17 protein-coding genes are annotated in these 20,198 nt (G+C 39.9%); 13 read left to right on the forward strand and 4 right to left on the reverse strand.

Features of this window, described 5'->3' with window-relative positions; genetic code table 11:
* Positions 1–10: 10 nt before the first annotated feature.
* The 10 genes from gmd (at position 11) to C1A09_RS05145 (ending at position 9,661) form a co-directional block, all read left to right on the forward strand.
* Positions 11–1,123, forward strand: coding sequence for a GDP-mannose 4,6-dehydratase (gene gmd, locus C1A09_RS05100; protein WP_101542655.1), 1,113 nt, complete (start codon positions 11–13; stop codon positions 1,121–1,123).
* A gap of 3 nt (positions 1,124–1,126) precedes the next feature.
* Entirely contained in the window at positions 1,127–2,389 is a 1,263-nt protein-coding gene (locus C1A09_RS05105) for a glycosyltransferase family 4 protein (RefSeq protein WP_101542656.1), read from the forward strand.
* 13 nt (positions 2,390–2,402) lie between these two features.
* Positions 2,403–3,071, forward strand: a complete 669-nt coding sequence (locus tag C1A09_RS05110; RefSeq protein WP_245874962.1) for a hypothetical protein — start codon at positions 2,403–2,405, stop codon at positions 3,069–3,071.
* Between the two features lie 26 nt (positions 3,072–3,097).
* The gene (locus C1A09_RS05115; RefSeq protein ID WP_101542657.1) at positions 3,098–3,337 is read left to right on the forward strand and encodes an acyl carrier protein; all 240 of its coding nucleotides are present in this window, start codon (positions 3,098–3,100) and stop codon (positions 3,335–3,337) included.
* Positions 3,324–4,058, forward strand: a complete 735-nt coding sequence (locus C1A09_RS05120; RefSeq protein WP_101542658.1) for an SDR family NAD(P)-dependent oxidoreductase — start codon at positions 3,324–3,326, stop codon at positions 4,056–4,058. Before C1A09_RS05115 ends, C1A09_RS05120 begins: the two co-directional genes overlap by 14 nt.
* A gap of 24 nt (positions 4,059–4,082) precedes the next feature.
* Positions 4,083–5,486: an AMP-binding protein gene (locus tag C1A09_RS05125; protein ID WP_101542659.1), complete on the forward strand. Its 1,404-nt coding sequence runs from the start codon at positions 4,083–4,085 to the stop codon at positions 5,484–5,486.
* Positions 5,483–6,574: a LuxE/PaaK family acyltransferase gene (locus tag C1A09_RS05130; protein ID WP_245874963.1), complete on the forward strand. Its 1,092-nt coding sequence runs from the start codon at positions 5,483–5,485 to the stop codon at positions 6,572–6,574. The genes C1A09_RS05125 and C1A09_RS05130 overlap by 4 nt, the downstream gene beginning before the upstream one ends.
* Positions 6,528–7,766, forward strand: coding sequence for an acyl-CoA reductase (locus C1A09_RS05135; protein ID WP_245874965.1), 1,239 nt, complete (start codon positions 6,528–6,530; stop codon positions 7,764–7,766). The genes C1A09_RS05130 and C1A09_RS05135 overlap by 47 nt, the downstream gene beginning before the upstream one ends.
* 87 nt (positions 7,767–7,853) lie before the next feature.
* Complete coding sequence (locus C1A09_RS05140; RefSeq protein WP_101542662.1) at positions 7,854–9,074, forward strand: DegT/DnrJ/EryC1/StrS family aminotransferase; 1,221 nt, start codon at positions 7,854–7,856, stop codon at positions 9,072–9,074.
* Complete coding sequence (locus tag C1A09_RS05145) at positions 9,074–9,661, forward strand: sugar transferase (protein WP_101542663.1); 588 nt, start codon at positions 9,074–9,076, stop codon at positions 9,659–9,661. The genes C1A09_RS05140 and C1A09_RS05145 overlap by 1 nt, the downstream gene beginning before the upstream one ends.
* 87 nt (positions 9,662–9,748) lie before the next feature.
* On the opposite strand, the gene dpp5 is transcribed toward C1A09_RS05145, so the two are convergent.
* The 4 genes from dpp5 to pyrG all read right to left on the reverse strand — a co-directional run bounded on the left by dpp5 (position 9,749) and on the right by pyrG (position 16,883).
* On the reverse strand, positions 9,749–11,866 hold the full coding sequence (gene dpp5, locus C1A09_RS05150) for a dipeptidyl-peptidase Dpp5 (RefSeq protein WP_101542979.1): 2,118 nt from the start codon (positions 11,864–11,866) through the stop codon (positions 9,749–9,751).
* 44 nt (positions 11,867–11,910) lie between these two features.
* Positions 11,911–13,242: an MATE family efflux transporter gene (locus C1A09_RS05155; protein WP_101542664.1), complete on the reverse strand. Its 1,332-nt coding sequence runs from the start codon at positions 13,240–13,242 to the stop codon at positions 11,911–11,913.
* A 127-nt stretch (positions 13,243–13,369) separates the two neighbouring features.
* Positions 13,370–15,217, reverse strand: coding sequence for a membrane protein insertase YidC (gene yidC, locus C1A09_RS05160; RefSeq protein ID WP_101542665.1), 1,848 nt, complete (start codon positions 15,215–15,217; stop codon positions 13,370–13,372).
* A 46-nt stretch (positions 15,218–15,263) separates the two neighbouring features.
* Complete coding sequence (pyrG, locus tag C1A09_RS05165; protein WP_101542666.1) at positions 15,264–16,883, reverse strand: CTP synthase; 1,620 nt, start codon at positions 16,881–16,883, stop codon at positions 15,264–15,266.
* Positions 16,884–17,089: 206 nt separating this feature from the next.
* Here pyrG and C1A09_RS05170 point away from each other — a divergent pair, with 206 nt between their 5' ends.
* The 3 genes from C1A09_RS05170 to C1A09_RS05180 all read left to right on the forward strand — a co-directional run bounded on the left by C1A09_RS05170 (position 17,090) and on the right by C1A09_RS05180 (position 20,167).
* Positions 17,090–18,532: a DUF3078 domain-containing protein gene (locus C1A09_RS05170; RefSeq protein ID WP_101542667.1), complete on the forward strand. Its 1,443-nt coding sequence runs from the start codon at positions 17,090–17,092 to the stop codon at positions 18,530–18,532.
* Positions 18,533–18,761: 229 nt separating this feature from the next.
* Positions 18,762–19,181 (forward strand): SoxR reducing system RseC family protein, encoded by a 420-nt coding sequence (locus C1A09_RS05175; protein WP_101542668.1) that lies wholly within the window; start codon positions 18,762–18,764, stop codon positions 19,179–19,181.
* A gap of 38 nt (positions 19,182–19,219) precedes the next feature.
* Positions 19,220–20,167: a Fe-S cluster domain-containing protein gene (locus C1A09_RS05180; RefSeq protein WP_101542669.1), complete on the forward strand. Its 948-nt coding sequence runs from the start codon at positions 19,220–19,222 to the stop codon at positions 20,165–20,167.
* The last annotated feature ends 31 nt before the right edge of the window (positions 20,168–20,198 follow it).

The following is a 20,198-nucleotide window of genomic DNA, read 5'->3' on the forward strand; positions in this document are numbered from 1 at the left end:
TTTTAATTATATGGAGAATAAACACATCGCATTGATCACAGGCGTTACTGGACAGGATGGAAGTTATCTTTCAGAGTTTCTTTTAACGAAAGGATATGAAGTTCACGGTATTATCCGTCGTTCTTCTGTCGATTATCGTGAGCGTATTGCTCATCTTGAGGGGATTCCTCATTTTCATCTTCATTATGCAGATATGGGTGATTCAATGTCTCTTGTGAAATTAATAGGTAAGGTACAACCTACTGAAATTTATAATCTTGCGGCTCAGAGTCACGTACAAGTTTCTTTTGATGCTCCGGAGTTTACCGCTGATATTGATGCAGTTGGTGTACTTCGAATATTGGAAGCCGTACGTACGAATCATTTGGAAAAAACATGTAGAATCTATCAAGCTTCAACTTCTGAACTTTACGGTAAGGTAGAGGAGGTGCCACAGAATGAAGAGACCCCTTTTCATCCTTATTCACCTTATGCTGTGGCTAAATTATATGGTTACTGGATAATTAAAGAGTATCGGGAAGCTTACGATATGTTTTGCTGTTCGGGCATTCTTTTTAATCACGAAAGTGAAAGAAGAGGAGAGACTTTTGTTACTCGTAAGATCACTCTTGCTACTGCTCGTATTGCACAAGGTAAGCAAGACAAACTTTACCTCGGCAATCTTTCATCACTTCGTGATTGGGGGTATGCTAAAGATTATGTAGAGTGTATGTGGCTTATCCTTCAGAATAATACACCTGAAGATTTTGTTATTGCGACTGGTGTTCAGCATTCGGTTCGTGAGTTTGCTTACTATGCGTTTAAGGCAGCAGGCATAGAATTAAAATTTGAAGGTAAAGATCTGGAAGAAAAAGGTATTTGTATAGCTGGTCCTTCAAATCTTATCGGTAAAACTCTTATTGAGGTATCTGAAGATTTTTATCGTCCTACAGATGTTGTAAACTTGTTGGGTGATCCCACTAAAGCAAAAGAAGAGTTAGGATGGAATCCACAAACCACCTCATTTGAAGAACTTGTTAGTATCATGGTTAAACATGATATGGAAAAAGTTGCCGCTGATCATGTTGCCGCTGTAATGCGTACTAACCTTGCAGAATATTTGGAAAAAGGTGTGATAAAATAATATATGTCTAAAAAACATATTAAAAATATTTGGTTGGTGAATAAGTATGCTATGCCACCCAAATATGAATCACGCTTGCGGACAATTAAATTTGCTCATTATCTCCAGCAAAGTGGATATAATGTGACAATTTTTGGTTGTAGTATTATGCATAATATGAATCTGGATCTTATAGAAGATGATTCATTATATATTGAGCGTCAGTATGACGATTTGCACTTTGTACATGTTAGGAGTTTGCCTTATCGGGGAACGGCAGGTATAAAACGTATATTGAGTGAAATTCAGTTCCATTATAATTTAGTGAGGGTGATGAAAAAAATACCTAAAGCTGATTTGATAGTGGCAACAACGGATGCGCTTATTTCAAATCCGGTTCTTGACTTTGCTCATAAACATGGTATTAAGTATGTGAAAGAGGTATTGGATATGTGGCCGGATATTTTTGTGGATTTAGGGCTGATTAGTGCAAAGAATCCAATCATGAAATATTTGTGGTATAGAGCCAAAAAAAACTATACAGAGTCGGATGCTGCTGTATTTTCACTTACCGGTTGTTTTGATTATATACGTGCAAAGGGATGGGATATAGAATCTGGAGGTCCTGTAGATATGAAAAAGATTTATTATATAAATAATGGTGTGGACTTGAAAGATTTTGATAACTGGAAGATTGAATATACGATAGATGATGAAGATTTGAAATCTGACAAGAAAAAGGTTATTTATCTGGGGAGTATCAGACTGGTGAATAATGTAGGACAGTTGGTACGTGCTGCTGAAAAAATGAAAGATCTGGAAGATACTGTCTTTTTGATTTATGGTGATGGTGATGATCGTAATGCGCTGATTCAATATTGTGCGGAACATAATCTTTCGAATGTAAAGTTCAAAGCAAAATGGACAGATCCCAAGTATGTCCCATTTATACTTTCAAAGAGCTATTTAAATATACTGAACTATATTTCTTCAGAATTTGCTAAATATGGAATCAGTTCAAGCAAAATGTTTCAATATATGGCTAGTGGTCGTCCGATAGTTTGTAACATCAATCTTCCTCAATGTCCGATAACGAACAACAAAATAGGTATAGCTCATGAAATGAAAGATGAGAATGATTATGCAGTAGCTATTCGTTCTCTGTTAGAACTACCGGTCGAGGAATATAATGCTATGTGTAAACGGGCTTTGGAAACTGCTAAAATATTTGATTATGAGTATCTGGCAGAAAAAATGGTAGAAGTGATAAAGATGATTGAGAATTAAATCATTTAAATAAATGAGCGATATTAGATTTAGAATAGCAAAGCCAAGTGATGCCAAGCAAATCGCAGAATGCCATTGGCATGTACGAGATCGGTATACACGAGGAGTATTTTTGTCTTTAGGTAAAAATTTTCTTACGGTATATTATAGGATAACACTTTCTGATCCTTATGAAGTGGTTGTTTGTGCAGAAAGGGAGGATGGTATAATTGTTGGATTTAGTAGTGCAACACTGGATGCTGAAAAACAAGCGGAAAATTTACGAAATCACAAATTGAAATTAGGTTTGGCAGCAGTCGGTGCATTATTGAAGAGGCCTTTTTTATTGAAAGAATTATGGAGTAGGTATAAATCATTGGGAGCTGATGATAGAGCTCCGAAATTTATTCATAATAAAGGTGTAAGAGGTGAGTATTGGTGTTGGCGTAAAGATATGTCAGAAAATTCATTCTTATCTGTAGATATGGAAAATGTAAAAGATGGGATTATTTACAATCTTGGGTACAGAGAGATTTTTTTTGAGGTTGACAAATTTAATAAATCGGTGTATAGATATCATGAGAAAGTTGCGAAAGCTGAACCGGTTGGTAGTATGATTCTACCTGATGGGAGAGAACGTGTTCTCTTTCGCAAAATTTTGAAACCATATAAAAAGTATGGACTAGTAACAACAGATAAATAAATCTAAATTATAAATAAATTACAGTTATGACAGCTATTGATAAGTATAACAATGCATTCATTGAGTCTTTTGAACTCTCTGTAGATGAACTTTCGGGACTTAATTATCAAGGTACAGAATTATGGGATTCCGTAGGGCATATGACCCTTATTTCAGCATTGGAGGATACATTTGATATTATGATGGAGACTGACGATATCATAGACTTTTCATCGTATGAAAAGGGTATTGAAATATTAAAATCCAAGTACAATGTGGAATTCTAACATGTTGGCAGGCAAGGTGGCAATTATTACCGGTTGCAGTCGTGGTATTGGTCGTGCCATTATGGAAACATTTGCCCGAAATGGTGCTGTCGTTTATGCGGTAGATCTGATGGAAGGTGGTATGGATGATGTTGCAAGTGATAGAATTATCCCTTGCTATTTTGATATCTGTGATACAAAGGCAATTGTAGCTCTTGTTCAGCGTGTAAAGAAAGAACAAGGTAAAATTGATATATTGGTAAATAATGCGGGCATTATGTTGGATTCACTTATCCCAATGGTCACGGATTCCCAAATACAAAAGACATTTGAAGTTAATGTATTTGCCATGATGCATTTCATTCAATATGTTTCAAAGGTTATGAAACGTCAGCATTCAGGATCTATTGTGAATGCAGCTTCAATTATGGGTATAAGTGGCAACTATGCTCAAATGGTGTATGCAGCCAGTAAAGGGGCAGTTATCGCTTTGACGAAATCAGCGGCAAAAGAACTTGCTAAAGATGGAATTAGAGTGAATGCTGTTGCGCCAGGTACTATAAATACATCATTATTGCAAAAAACACCCGAAGAAACTTTAGATAAGATAAAATCCAGAATTTATTGGGGACAATTAGGTACTCCTGAAGAGGTAGCAAATGCCTATATGTTTCTTGCTTCGGATTTATCATCGTATATCTCTGGACAGATTTTAGGTGTAGATGGAATGATGATTAATTAAATAGATATATTTCAAGTATACTGGATGTTCGATTTAGATAAATATAAGGATAATACAGCTGTCATTACCGACCGTGACGAGGTGTTGACTTATGGACAGGTAGCGGAAGAAGTGGAGAACTTTGCCGTTCATTATAAAGGTGGGTTTGTTTTTACGCTTTGTGAGAATCTTCTTGGTGCTTTTATCGGTTATGTGGCTTGTATGAACAGACATATTCCGCAGGTGCTTTTGGATGGTAGTAAGGATTTAGAGTTGGTTCAAAGACTCATTGGAATCTATCAGCCGGAGTATATATGGATGCCATCGGTTCGTGCGAATGAAATCGGTGGAAAGAGTATATATACTTATCAGGAGTATTCTCTTCAGTTGATGGCTTATGATGAGCCCTTGACCGATAAAGCTATTAATCCGGATCTGCTTCTATGTCTTACGACATCAGGGAGTACCGGTTCTCCTAAATTGGTGAGATTGTCTGAACAAAATCTTAAGAGTAATGCAGAATCAATTGCCGATTATTTAAAAATTACATCCGATGAGCGTCCGGTGACTTCATTGCCAATGTATTATAGTTATGGCATGTCGGTCATTAACAGTCATTTAATTAAGGGAGCTACCATTTTACTTACTGATAAAGCTGTGATGCAACGTGAGTTTTGGACTTTCATCAAGGAACAGAAAGCTACTTCCATTGCAGGGGTACCTTATACTTACGAAATGTTGAAGCGACTGCGTTTTTTCCGTATGGAATTACCGGAATTGAAGACAATGATTCAGGCAGGAGGTAAATTGAATGTTACTTACGTGAAAGAATATGTAGATTTTGCCAAACAGAATAATAAAGAATTCATTGTGATGTATGGGCAGACAGAGGCAGCTCCAAGAATGTCTTATCTGCCGTTTGATAAGGCGATTGAGAAGAATGCTTCAATCGGCATTGCCATACCAGGAGGGCAGCTTTGTATAGTGGATACTAATGGCAAAAGTATAAAAGAGCCGGAAGTGGAAGGGGAACTTGTATATAAAGGTGCGAATGTTTGCTTGGGTTATGCGGAAGAACGTATGGATCTTGGAAAAGGTGATGAAAATTGTGGTGAACTTCATACAGGTGACATTGCCAAATTTGATGCAGATGGTTTTTTCTACATTACCGGCCGCATGAAGCGTTTCGTGAAAATTTGGGGGAATCGGACTAATCTTGATGCCATTGAGCAATTGGTAAAAGCCATAACTCCTAATTGCGCTTGTGGAGGGGTGGATGATTTGATTACTGTTTTTGTGACAGAAAATGGACTTGAGGAGAAAATTAAGGTTTTACTCGTAGAGAAGACTGGTTTTAATCCGCGTGCTTTTACTGTAAAAAAGATTGATACTATACCTGTTAAAACAAATGGAAAAATAGATTATCCTGAGCTTCAGAAAATGTTATGATAATGAACATAAATGAAATACTTGAAATAGCTCCGTATTCACTGGACAGAGGACAGAAGCATCAACTTTTGAACGAACGCTTGCGTGAGCTTACACGTAAGCATTATAATCAGTGTGAGGCTTATCGTAGAATGATGGATGCTCGTGGGTTGGATATAAGTAATCTGCCTGACTATGAGCTGTTGCCGTATTTACCGGTACGATTATTTAAAGAGTTTGAACTTCGTTCGTGTGAGAAAAGCGAGGTAGTCAAAACTATGACTTCCAGTGGGACTACAGGTCAACAAGTCTCACGTATTTTTCTTGACCGTGAGACCAGTAGCGCACAACAGAAATGTCTGACAAAGATTGTGAGTCATTTCCTTGGAACAAAGCGTGTTCCGATGTTGATCCTTGATTCTACGGCTGTTGTTAAAAACCGCAATATGTTCTCTGCCCGTGGTGCTGGTATACTTGGTTTTTCCATGTTCGGCAACAAACGTCAATATGCACTCAACGAAGATATGGAACTTGATGTTGAGGGAATGAAAGAATTTCTCGAAGCTAACAAAGGAGAAACGATCTTTATGTTCGGTTTCACGTTTATGATTTGGCAACACTTTTATAAGAAGCTGCTTGAGAGTGGATATAAGCCTGATTTGAGTAAGGGAATCCTGATTCATGGTGGCGGTTGGAAGAAGCTTGTAACGGAGAAGGTCTCTCCGGAAGAATACAAGAATAGTCTGAATGAGGTGTGTGGAATCTTGCCTGATAATGTACATGACTATTACGGCATGGTTGAACAAACCGGTTGTATTTATATGGAATGCAAGTATGGTCATCTGCATACAAGTATATTCAGTGATGTGTTGATTCGTAGGCCTTTTGATTTTTCATTGGCTGAAATTGGAGAGAAAGGTCTGATTGAAGTGGTAAGTACACTTCCAGAATCATATCCGGGTCATGTACTTTTAACCGAAGATGAAGGGATGATTTTAGGTGAGGATGATTGTCCGTGTGGACTTAAAGGTAAGTATTTCAAAATAGAAGGTCGAATTAAAAATGCGGAAATCCGCGGATGTAGTGATACCTATGCTGCCAAATTCTAATTTTACATTGCTTTATCCTGCTCAGATTGATTGGAAGAAGTTTTTGGAATATCGTCCGGATATACCATTTTCAGATAAAGTTATTGAGTTTCTGAATATATTGTCAGGAGCATTGCTCAAAGATCGTAGTAGTCGTCTGTATCCGGATGTAATTACGTTTGCTTTTTTCTGCAGAAAGGCAAATCTGCAAAAATTGATGAGTGAATACGTTCGTAAGGATGAATTGCGTTTAGGGAGAGGGCTTCTCTTTCATATTGCACCATCCAATGTTCCTATTAATTTTGGTTATTCATTGGTAGCAGGTCTTTTATCCGGTAATACCAATATTGTTCGTGTGAGCTCAAAACAATTCCCGCAGGTAGATTTAATTATCAAACATTTGTATGAGATACTGAAAAGTGAGTTATATGATGAAGTTGCTAGTCGTATTGTTTTGGTACGCTACGACCGAACTTCAGATGCAAGTACATACTTTTCATCTATTGCCAATGTGCGTGTGATTTGGGGAGGGGATACAACTATAGCTACAATTCGTCAGAGTGCACTACCTGCACGTTCTTTTGATGTTTGTTTTGCTGATAGATATTCTATTGCGGCTATAAATCCAACAGCTATAATGTCGGCTACAGATGTTGAAATGAAGAGACTTGCAGAAGCACTTTATAATGACACATATCTGTTTGACCAGAATGCTTGTTCTGCTCCCCATACTATTTTTTGGCTTTCTGCAGATTGTCTGGAAGTAGCCAAAGAACGTTTTTGGAATATTTTTCATGACTATGTTTCATCCAAGTATCAGTTGCAGGCAGTCATGAGTGTTGATAAGCTCACAGCTTTCTATCGTCAGGCTATATGTATGAATGTTAAGATGCAAGATATACCTGATAATCTGGTGTTCCGTACAGAATTAAGCGAGTTACCAAAGAATATTGAAGAGTTCCGTTGCGCCTGTGGCTATTTTTCAGAGAAAACGATTGGGACAATTGACGAAATAGCATCAATTGTTACCGTCAAATATCAAACTCTTGGATACTATGGTTTTAAAAAGGAAGAACTTGTTGATTTTGTTCGACGTAATCGCTTTTTAGGTCTTGATCGTATAGTACCCATAGGTGAAACTACGAATTTTGCATTGACTTGGGATGGATATAATTTGATAGATACGTTTAGTAGGCTTCCTAGTGTTTTATGATGAAGTATTATATATTTATTTCCTGATTTCTCTTTTATAGACTATCCCTCCCCGGGATAGCCCTAATCAATACATATTTTTTTAATCATGAAAATACCATTTTCTCCTCCTTACATTGATGATACTGTCATCAATGAGGTGGTTGATTCATTGCGTTCGGGCTGGATTACTTCCGGTCCTAAAGTAAAAGCTTTAGAGGAAGAAATAAAATCTTTCTCAGGTGCGAAAGAAGTGCTTTGTGTGAATTCCTGGACTTCGGGAGCCATTATGATGCTTCGTTGGCTGGGAGTGAAAGCGGATGATGAAGTAATTGTTCCGGCTTACACATATAGTGCTACGGCATTGGCTGTGCTCCATGCGGGTGCAAAGCCTGTTATGGTGGACTCGGGTAAGGACTTCAATATATCTGTAGATGCTATCCGTAAGGCGATTACTCCCCAAACAAAGGCAATTATTCCGGTGGATATAGCAGGTTTTCCTTGCGATTATGACAAAATTATGAAACTGGTAAATGAACCTGAAATACGGAAGATGTTCAAAGCAGAAAGTGCTGTACAGGAGAAACTGGGACGTATTCTTGTGATGAATGATGCCGCACATTCGTTGGGGGCTTATTATAGTAAGAACCAACGTACAGGTTGTGAGACGGATGTCGCTATCTTCTCACTTCATGCGGTGAAGAATGTGACGACTGCCGAGGGTGGAGCTATTTGTTTGAACCTGCCTGCGCCTTTTGATAATTCGGAACTTTATAAGGAGTTGCGGATGATGAGTTTGAATTGCCAGACAAAAGATGCTTTCTCTAAATCAAAGGCTGGTGGTTGGCGTTACGATATTGTAGGATTGGGGATGAAGGTAAATATGGCGGATGTGAATGCTGCCATCGGACTTGCCCAGATACGGGAATATCCGAAGCTGCTGAAGGAACGTAAGAGAGTATTCGATACTTATACGGAAGCTTTCAAGGAATGTGACTGGGCAATCGTTCCTCCTTCGATAGAGGGGGAGAAAGAGAGCTCTTACCATATTTATGCATTGCGCATCAAGGACTTTACGGAAAAACAACGCGACCGGATGATTGATGAAATTGCTAAAAGCGAGGTTGCCGTGAATGTGCATTTTATTCCGATGCCTATGCTCTCGTTCTTTAAATCTTTGGGATATGATATCAATGAGTATCCTCAGGCATACGAGAATTTCAAGAGTGAAATATCTTTGCCCATCTATCCCCAGTTGGACGATGAGAAGTTGAATTTTATCATTAAGACTGTAATGGCGGCTTATCAGTCGGTTGTAAGTATTAAGTAATGATTCGCTGCTTTGATGTTCTATTTTCCCTTTTGGGAATTCTGCTGCTTTCTCCTGTTTTTCTTATTCTGTATATTTCTATCCGTCTGGAAAGTAAAGGGGGTGGTGTCTATCGTCAGCAGCGTGTGGGGCGTTATGGAAAGGACTTTTATGTCTATAAATTCCGTTCGATGCGTGTGGGGGCTGACAGGCAGGGTTTGATAACTGTGGGTGGGCGTGATCCCAGAATAACACGTATCGGTTATTTTATCAGAAAATATAAGCTGGATGAATTACCTCAGTTGTTCAATGTATTGAAAGGGGATATGAGTTTGGTAGGACCTCGTCCTGAAGTTCGTAAGTATGTAGACTTGTATACGGATGAGCAGAGGAGAGTTTTATCGGTTCGTCCGGGTATCACCGATTACGCTTCGATAGAATATGTGGATGAAAACAAGATATTAGGTCAGGCGGAAGATGCGGATAAAGCATATCAGGAGCAGATAATGCCTGATAAGATACGGTATAATATGAGGTATATTGATAACCGTTCCATCAAGGAATATTTCAAGATAATCTTTCTGACATTCCGGAGTATTCTACGTTGATAAGTCGAATGGTTTATAAATAAAGCGAATCGTCCCCGGTTCTTCAATGAAGTGCCGGGGACGATTGTTTTTATACTTTGGCTTTATTTATTTAGCCGGTTTCAGCCATTTATCCAGCCATTCAAAGAAAGTGCGTTGCCAGAGGATGCCATTCTGTGGTTTCAGCACCCAGTGGTTTTCATCGGGATAGATGAGCAGTTCGGCAGGAACACCACGCATGACGGCGGCATCGAAAGCTGCCATTGCTTGGTTGGCAAGGATGCGGAAGTCTTTCTCACCGTGGATGCAGAGGATAGGAGTATCCCATTTATCAACGAACTTATGGGGAGAATTGGCAAAAGTACGTTGAGCAGTGGCATTGTCCTTTTCCCAGTATGCACCGCCCATATCCCAATTGGCAAACCATTTCTCTTCGGTTTCCAGATATTGCATTTCCATGTTGAAGATACCGTCATGGGCAATGAATGCCTTGAAACGTTTGTCGTGATGTCCGGCAAGCCAATAGACAGAGAAACCGCCGAAGCTGGCACCTACACAACCGAGACGGTCGTTGTCAACAAACGGTTCTTTTGCCATTTCATCGATGGCAGTGAAATAGTCTCTCATACACTGGCCGCCATAATCACCGCTGATAGCCTCGTTCCATTCCACGCCAAAGCCCGGAAGACCGCGACGGTTGGGAGCTACGATGATATAATCGTTGGCTGCCATAATCTGGAAGTTCCAACGGTAACTCCAGAACTGGCTGACAGGACTTTGAGGACCGCCTTCGCAAAAGAGCAGGGTAGGATACTTCTTGTTCGGGTCGAATTGTGGAGGATAGATAACCCACGTCAACATTTGTTTGCCATCGGTGGTCTTCATCCAGCGGGCTTCTACCTTACCCATTTCCAGTTGGTCGTAAATCTGTTTGTTCTCAAACGTCAACTGCTTGGCTTCGGCAATGGTTTCGCCGCTACGTGCATTGTTTACGGCGTAGATTTCGTCGCCCATACTCATGGAGTGACGTTTGGCTATCACTTTATCACCACAGAGTGCAAGAGAAGCGTAGTCGTACATTCCATCGGTAAGCTGTACCAATTTATCGTTATCGACCAGATTGATATTATAAATCTGTGTTTCACCATGCCATACTCCGATGAAATAGATACTTTGAGAGTCTTTGTTCCAGAGGAAATTATCTACGTTTGACTCGAATGCATGGCTTACAAAACGTTTCTCACCGGTTTCGAGATTCATGATGAACAGACGGTTCAAATCGGCTTCGTAACCATCGCGTTCCATACTCTGCCAAGCAATGTATTTACCGTCGGGAGAGTACTGAGGATTAGTGTCATAACCTTTATTTTCTTCGGTGATGTTTTTTGTCTTTCGAGTGGTAAGATCGTAGATATAGATATCGGAGTTGGTAGAGACTGCGTATGCCAATCCGGTTTTCTTGCGGCAAGTATAGGCCACTTTGTCGGAAGAAGGACTCCATGCCAACTGCTCGATACCTCCCCAAGGTTTCATCGGGCTTTCGTAAGGTTCGCCTTCAAGAATGTCTTTTACGTTATTGATGCCGTTACCGTCGAAGTCCGCCACAAACGGGTGAGGGGCAGTAGTCACCCATTCGTCCCAATGCTTGTACATCAGATCGGTGACGATGATACCTGTTGCCTTCGGTAAGTCTGGATGCTTGTCGACGGTGCTTTTTACAGTCTTTACTTGGGCGATGAAAAGTAATTTCTTACCGTCGGGAGAGAAGGAAAAGCCTTCGATATCCCCATCATATTGAGTGAGTTGTTTGCGGCCACTGCCGTCAGGGTTCATTTCCCACACCTGGCTGCTACCACTCTCGTTACAGAGAAAAGCAAGCTTCTTGCCCTCTTTGATCCAGGTGGGTTGGCTTTCTTGCCAGTTGTCATGAGTAACTTGCGTGTTACTGCTACCATCGGCATTCATGATGAACAGTTCGTTGTTACTTTTATTTTCCGGTACGCTATAATAAGCCACCGAATAGGCTATTTGTTTCTCATCGGGCGATACGGATACACCACCGATACGTCCCATTGCCCAAAGTGCTTCGGGAGTCATGCGCTTGCCTTCGATCTTGATGTCCGATTGTCCGATGAGTGCCTGATCTTTTTGTCCTGTGTCTTTGGTTCCACCACAGGATGCCAACATGATTGCTGCCGACATAAGTAATAGATTTGATTGTTTCATATATGTTTGAAATTTTGTTTTGGTAGCGAAGATAGGGAATAAATTCAAATCTTCTTCTGACTCCACTTCCCTTTCTTCATATAGAAATAAGAAAGTATCAGAATTCCGATAGAATATACGTGCTCTGATGTCCAAGCGAAAGCTACGTCTAGTTTCAAATAAGCAACGATATAGGTGATATAACAGGTATATATTGCCAATGTTATCATTTCCAATCCAAGCGCTGTACGCGTATTTCCCGTTCCTGATACTGACTGGAAATAGACATTGGCAGGTACGAGGAATAAATAAGCGGAGCAGAGTACCCATAACGACGGTATCGCAGCTTCCTGCAACTCGGGTATATCGGTATAAACACTCAATATCAACCTGGGAAATAGGGTAAAAAAGATAGCCAGAGGCAGTACGAGGGCGTAGGCTATGCGTATATGCTGGCGTATCGTGCCAGGTACACAGTCTATGTTTCCAGAGCCGATGAGGTTACTTACCAGTGAACCACAGGTTGAAGCAAACGCCATCATTACCATAAATAGGATACCCGATACATTACGGATAATATTGGTGATTGCCAGGGAACGTTCGCCTAAATGTTCCACGTACAGGAAGAGTAAAAACCAGGTGGAAAGAGACAAGAAATTCTGTACCATTGTCCAAAAAGACACATTGAGCATCCGTTTCAATATGCTTCGGTTAAGTCCGGGTATCTTGTTCAGTCCATATTTATGAATATCAATATGGAAACGGGTGTAGAGGATAAAGAATATTAGCGATACCAATTCAGCCAATGATGAACCGATAGCTGCACCGGCAATGCCGAGGGCCGGCATTCCGAATTTACCGAATATCAAGATGTAGTTGAATATAATATTACTCAATACCATTACAATGGAGTTGAGCGTAAGCGTTTTGGTTTGTGTCGTTCCCAGGAAGAATGCACGGAACATTACTGCCGTAAAGGAGAAGAAGAAACCAAAAACACGCCAGTTAAGGTAACTGATGGCGGCGTTATAGATATGTTCGGATGATACAAGACGCACCAATATCATAGGGGCAAGGCTGTAACAGAGTAGGAACATGACTGCTGCCATTCCCAACTGAAAGTAAACACCTTGATAAAACAGGTTACCTATTTCTTTATATTGTTGCTCGCCATTACGACGGGCAATGAGTATCTGTGCTCCGATACTGAATCCAAATGCCACCATGAACATTACAATATAGAAAATGCCGGCGATGGCAGAAGCTCCTAATTCAATTTCACCGACACGTCCTAAAAAGGCTGTATCGGTCATACCTATCATTTGCTCCATAAGCAGACTGATAAGAATAGGATAGGCTATAAGCCAGATTTCTTTATAGGTGTATTTAGTTTGCATATTTATTATTCTTTTGATATCTGATTATTTGAAGGTAAATGATAATTTTTTCCTTCTTTCTATCGGAAAACAAAGCCGGGCAATCTACATTGTCCGGCTTTCTCTGAAAAATATCTCGAACGGGGGATTATTTCCTGTTCTGTTTTTCTTTCATCATTTGCTCCTGTTGTTTTTGCATAGCTTCCAGACGAGCAGCAAAACCGGTTTTCTTCATCTTCTTTGGATCTTTCTTGCCGGCTTCAAGCTGGGCAAGAAGTTTTTCTTCATTAGTAGTTTTACGTAGTATAAGAGTTGTCACCACACTGATTAACGTTGAAATGAAGTAATAATAGTTCAATCCCGAAGGATAGTCGTTCAATATGAACAAGAACATAATAGGCATCAGGTATGACATCCATTTCATAGCCGCCATTTGCGGATTAGCGCCTGTATCTTGCTGTTGCATCATGTACTTCGTGTTCAATATATTCGTCACTGTCATCAGTACGCAAAACAAACTGAGGTGACTACCCAAGAATGGAATATGGAACGGGAAGTTGATAAAAGCATCGTACGTGGAAAGATCGTCTGCCCACAAGAAACTCTGTTGACGGAGCTCGATAGCGCTCGGCACGAACATAAACAATGCCATTAGGATAGGGAATTGTATCAGCATAGGTAAACAACCACCCATTGGGCTGACACCATACTGGCTATATAATCCCATAACTTCCTGTTGTTTTTTCATAGCATCTTCTTGTTTGGGATACTTTTTACCTATTTCGTCAATTTTCGGTTTTAGCACACGCATCTTAGCAGATGACATATAAGTTTTCCAAGTTGCTGGGAATACGACAATCTTCACAATTAATGTCATCAAGAGCAAAACGATACCCATACTCAATCCCCAACTGGATAACCAGTCGAAAATATTGATAGTAAACCACTTGTTTATCCAACGGATAAGTGGCCATCCTAAGTATACCAGGCGATTCAGTTCCCACTTTTCAGTACGACCTTTATCAAGTGCAGTCAGAGTTTTGTAGTGGTTAGGACCGAAATAGAAGAATAACTGAGTCGGAGTTTTACCGGTCGGGTCAAAAGCTGTACTCATTTCGGCAGAATAATCTTTGATATAACCACTGCCTTGAACTTCCATCTTTGAATTCAATTTCGCCTTTTCAAAATCCGTATCCGCCAAAAACACAGAGGAGAAGAACTGATTTTTGAAGGCAATCCAATCTAAACGTTCGGGAACTTCTTTTTCGTCATTCTTGTTGGCAGATAAATAATCTGTTCCATCCCCGGCAATTTTGTAAGTCAGTTCAGCCAAACGATTCTCGTAGGTATATCCTTTCTCTATCTGTCGAGCACGTTGTGACCACTCGATATCTACGTATTTGGTACTAGCAAGTTTATTTTCCATACCAACGGCGTCGATAGTAAAATCTATCAGATAGGTATCGCTATGCATAGCATACTTAAAGTCGATATAACTTGCACTGTCTGCTGCCAGGCGCATAGTTACAGTACTGTCTGTACGATTGACTTCCGTGAAATAATATTCGTCAGTTTGTATGGTTTCCTTTTTATTATAGAAAAGGAAATTCATGGAAACATCGTCACCATTAAACAGCATGACAGGTGTTTGCTTATCCTGTCCCATATACTCCTTCAGAGTAGCTGAGTAAATACTTCCACCTTTACTACTAATTGTCAGTTCTACCAGATTGTTCTGGATAGTAATCAATGAGTCGGCCCCTTGACGGGCGTTAAAGAAAAGGGAAGTTGAATCTAGAGTTCCGGTTTCCTTTTCATTGGCAAGGGCTGCTTCTGCTTTAGCTTTCAGGTCGGCTTCACGCTGTTGCACCAGAGCTATAGAGTCATAGTACCGTTGTTGCGCTTCCAGTTGTTCCTTACTCGGACGACTCAAGAAGCTGAATCCCACTAACAAAATAGCTATTAAAACAAGACCTGTGATGGTGTTTTTATCCATTCTATGTTAATTACAAATTATTAATTACAAATTTCAAGTTACGAAATTACTTATTTTTCTTTTCGTTTTCGATAGCGGCTTTCACAAAAGCAACGAACAACGGATGTGGATGCAATACCGTACTACTGTATTCTGGATGGAACTGAGTACCTACATACCATTGCAATTTCGGTATCTCTACGATTTCTACCAAATCTGATTCCGGATTGATACCTACACATTTCATTCCGGCTGTTTCATATTCGGCCTTATATTGATTATTGAACTCATAGCGATGGCGATGACGCTCCTGGATGTGTTCGGTACCATATGCTTCATATGCCTTGCTACCTTCTTGTAATACACATTCGTATGCACCTAAACGCATGGTTCCACCCATATTGGTGATGGACTTCTGTTCTTCCATGATATCGATAACGTTGTGCGGCGTCTTTTCGTCCATTTCACGGGAATTGGCATCTGTTAACCCTAATACATTACGAGCAAACTCGATGGCGATGCACTGCATACCCAAACAGATACCAAATGTAGGAATATCGTGCGTACGTGCGTATTTTATAGCTACAAACTTACCGGCAATGCCACGCTCACCGAATCCTGGTCCGATAAGAACACCTGCCATACCTTTTAACGCTTCGGCTACATTTTCATCCGTCAGTTTCTCACTATTTACAAAGTCTACCGATACTTTACGGTCATTGTAGGTTCCTGCCTGTGATAGAGCTTCACGGATAGACTTATAAGCATCCTGTAAGTCATATTTACCTACCAATGCGATATGTACCGGTGCAGTGTTTTCTGCTTTGTGACGACGTTCCAGGAAACTGCGCCATGGACCAAGTCCTGGAGTATCGCCAACGGGAAGTCCCATTTTTCTTAGAATAGTTTCATCAAGTCCTTGTGCCTGCATCAAGATAGGTACTTCATAGATAGTCGGTGCGTCGATACTCTGCACAACAGCATTTTCATCTACATTGCAGAACAGGGCAACTTTCTTACGCAGATTAGTACTTAATTCATGTTCTGTACGAAGTACAAGCACATCAGGTTGTATACCGGCACTTTGCAATTCCTTAACGGAGTGTTGAGTCGGTTTGGTTTTCAATTCACCGGCAGCGGCGAGATAGGGTACATATGTAAGATGTACGCACAAAGCATCCTTACCCAGCTCCCACTTCAATTGGCGAATACTTTCTAAATACGGAAGGGATTCGATATCACCTACCGTACCACCAATCTCGGTGATAACAAAATCAAATTTGTATTTATTTCCCAGCAATTTCACATTGCGTTTAATTTCATCCGTAATATGAGGGATAACCTGGATTGTCTTACCTAAATAATCTCCCCGGCGCTCTTTATCAATAACGCTCTTATAGATACGTCCCGTAGTGATGTTATTTGCTTTAGTAGTCTGAATGCCTAGGAAACGCTCATAGTGTCCCAAGTCAAGATCGGCTTCGTGACCGTCTACCGTTACATAGCATTCTCCGTGTTCATAAGGGTTCAATGTGCCCGGGTCGATATTGATATACGGGTCAAACTTTTGAATGGTTACTTTATAACCTCTTGCTTGCAATAACTTACCGATGGATGATGAAATAATACCTTTACCTAATGAGGAGGCAACACCACCGGTGACGAAAATATACTTTGTTTCTCCCACAGCTATACTGTTTTAAAATGTTCTTTCTAAAAATTAAAGCGCAAAATTATGAAAAAAATGAGGAAGTACATAACAGTTTAGTGAAAACAATTATAAAAAAAGAAATTAGTGTGTTTAGATGGGGGCTATTAAACTTTCACTTCTTGTCTTTTGTTATCTAAACATTTTGAATTAATTTTGTATCCGAATATATATATTAAACATATATGAAGAATAGACACCTTTTTATATGGGGTATTGCCGTATTATTATCATCATCGGTTATGGCCCAGAATTCGACAAAAGCCGTGCTCGAGACAACGAAGCAGACAACAACAGCAGGTACTGACACATTGTCGGGGATTTGGAAACAATATTGGATATTGAAGTTAAAACCGTATGAAGATACGTTCAGAATGGACACAGTCTCAATATTGTATGAGAAATATCTTGGGGTTTTGGATTATTTGAATGATCCTGCTACCCCTGAACGATATATACCTTCTAATCCTGATTTTTACAAAATGTTTATCCCTGTTACCTATTATCATTCTCCGATGGAACGTTTTTCAAAACTAAATTGGAGTTTCGAGGGGGAGAGAGATACGCTTCCTGCATTAATAAATGAACTTTTACCGTTCGATACCCAGAGTTTTGTGTCGAAGAAAAGAGTGAATGAGATTGTAGACCGCACTATGCTTGACACATATATCAATCATCCAGATTTTGTAGTGATGACTGAAGATGAAATTAAAAAGGCTAAAGTTTTCAAAGATAATATAGAAAAAGAGGTATCTTCCAAACCTTCTGTAGCGAAGCTTTTTGCCAAGGAAGAAATAGTAGGGGTGAAAGAGGAAGCCGGAATTGTAATACATAAGCCCAACTGGTGGGTAACAGGTGGAAGTGGTTCGTTACAAATTACGCAAAATTATATATCGGATAACTGGTATAAAGGTGGTGAAAGTAATACTACTTTGCTTGCAAATTTGCACTTATATGCCAATTATAATGACCGTGAAAAAATTCAATGGGAAAATTCTTTGGATGCAAAATTAGGTTTTGGCTCTACTCCTTCAGATAAATATCACGATTATCTGATTAATACGGATCAACTGCGTATCTACAGTAAAATAGGTATTCAGGCTGCTTCAAAGTGGTACTATACGATTTCTACAGAATTTAAGACTCAGTTCTGTCATGGATACAAGGCTAACAGTGAAGAACTTGTCTCGGCATTTTTTGCTCCGGCCGACTGGTCGTCTAGTATTGGTATGGATTATAAATTGAATAAGAAAAAATTCAATTTGTCTGTCTTTATGGCTCCGTTGACCCACATGATGCGCTATGTTGGTAATAAAGAGGTTAATGAGGTTAAGTTTGGTTTGGATGAAGGAAAATCTGTAATGCATAATTTTGGTTCTCAAGTGCAATCTACTATTAAATGGACTATCATTCCTTCTATTGTTTTGAATTCCCGACTGGATTTCCAGACCAGTTATGAATGGACACGTGTTGAATGGGAAAACACCGTAAATTTTGTTTTAAACCGCTACCTTTCTACTAAACTCTATGTGCATGCCCGTTTTGATGATAGCGCTAAACCGACTGAAGGGGATAGTTATTTCCAAGTAAAAGAGTTATTGAGTTTTGGTATTAATTATAAATGGTAAAAGTGGATGGTCTGTTCAGAACAGACGGAGCATCTACATAAATTTGGCAGACGGTCTGTTTTTATTTCAGCAGATCGTTTGTTTTTTGTCTTTTTGTAGCCTGTACAGGATGAAAAAGTATAAAAACATAGAAAAAGAATGTTTACGTACACAGAAAAAGACGTCTTATCCCTTGCAGTTCGCAAATAATGCGTAAATTTGCCGCGATTTGTAATGCACACTTTGCAAAATGGCGAATACTATAAGACATCAAGGTATTGTGGAAAACATAAACGGTTCTCATCTTCAAGTGAGGATCATTCAAACTTCAGCATGTGCTTCGTGCAGTGTCAAGGGACATTGCAGTTCGGCCGATACAAAAGAAAAACTCATTGATATAACCGATACCGGTGTTTATGTTTATCAACCCGGTGATCGGGTATGGGTTATAGGAGAACTTTCTATGGGAGCAATGGCAGTATTATACGCATTCATATTACCTTTTTTTATTGTTATATTTTCTCTTTTCATCTTTATGGCTATTTGGAATGATGAGTTGCTTTCCGCACTTTGCTCGTTAGTACTTCTTATACCTTATTATTATATATTGTGGCTGAATAAATCGCGGTTGAAGAAGAAGTTCTCTTTTTCAATTAAACCTATGAACTAACTAATACATAAAATAAATAATTAATAAACAACTAATTTATGAATGTAATTCTGATTGCAGTGATTTCATTGGGGGCTATAGCGCTGGTATCGGCGGTTATTCTTTATGTAGCTTCTAAGAAATTCGCCGTGTATGAAGATCCGCGAATTGCACAGGTGGCAGAAGTTTTGCCCCAAGCAAACTGCGGTGGATGTGGTTACCCGGGTTGTAGCGGATTTGCTGATGCTTGTGTAAAAGCCGGTTCGCTGGAAGGTAAACTTTGTCCGGTGGGTGGACAGCCCGTTATGACAAAAGTAGCTGAAATTCTGGGTTTGGATGCTGCAGCTTCCGAACCGATGGTTGCGGTAGTGAGATGTAACGGGACTTGTGCCAACCGTCCACGTATTAATCAATACGATGGAGCGAAGAGTTGTGCTATTGCAGCCTCTCTTTATGGTGGTGAAACAGGCTGTAGCTTTGGTTGCTTGGGCTGTGGTGACTGTGTGGCCGCTTGTCAGTTCGATGCTATCCATATGAATTCCGAAACAGGACTTCCTGAAGTAGACGAGGAGAAGTGTACGGCCTGCGGAGCTTGTGCTAAGGCTTGTCCGAAAAATATTATTGAAATCCGTCCTCAGGGTAAGAAGTCTCGTCGTGTGTATGTACAATGCGTAAATAAAGATAAGGGGGCCGTAGCACGCAAGGCTTGTACCGTTTCTTGTATAGGTTGCGGTAAGTGTGTGAAGGTATGTCCTTTCGAAGCTATTACATTGGAAAATAATCTGGCTTACATCGATCCGAATAAGTGCAAATCTTGTCGTAAGTGTGAGGAGGTTTGTCCGCAAGGTACTATTGTTGCGCTTAATTTTCCACCACGTAAACCAAAAGTAGAAGGCGATGCTACGGTAGTTACCTCTAAAAAAGTGGAAGTACCGAAAACTGACGCTCCTAAGGTGATTGAAGCTTCTGAAGTTTCTGTTACCAATGTACCGGAGGCAGAGGCATAATATTAATGAGTAAATAAACGATTAAAAATAC

The organism is Bacteroides cutis (assembly GCF_900241005.1).
Taxonomy (GTDB): domain Bacteria; phylum Bacteroidota; class Bacteroidia; order Bacteroidales; family Bacteroidaceae; genus Bacteroides; species Bacteroides cutis.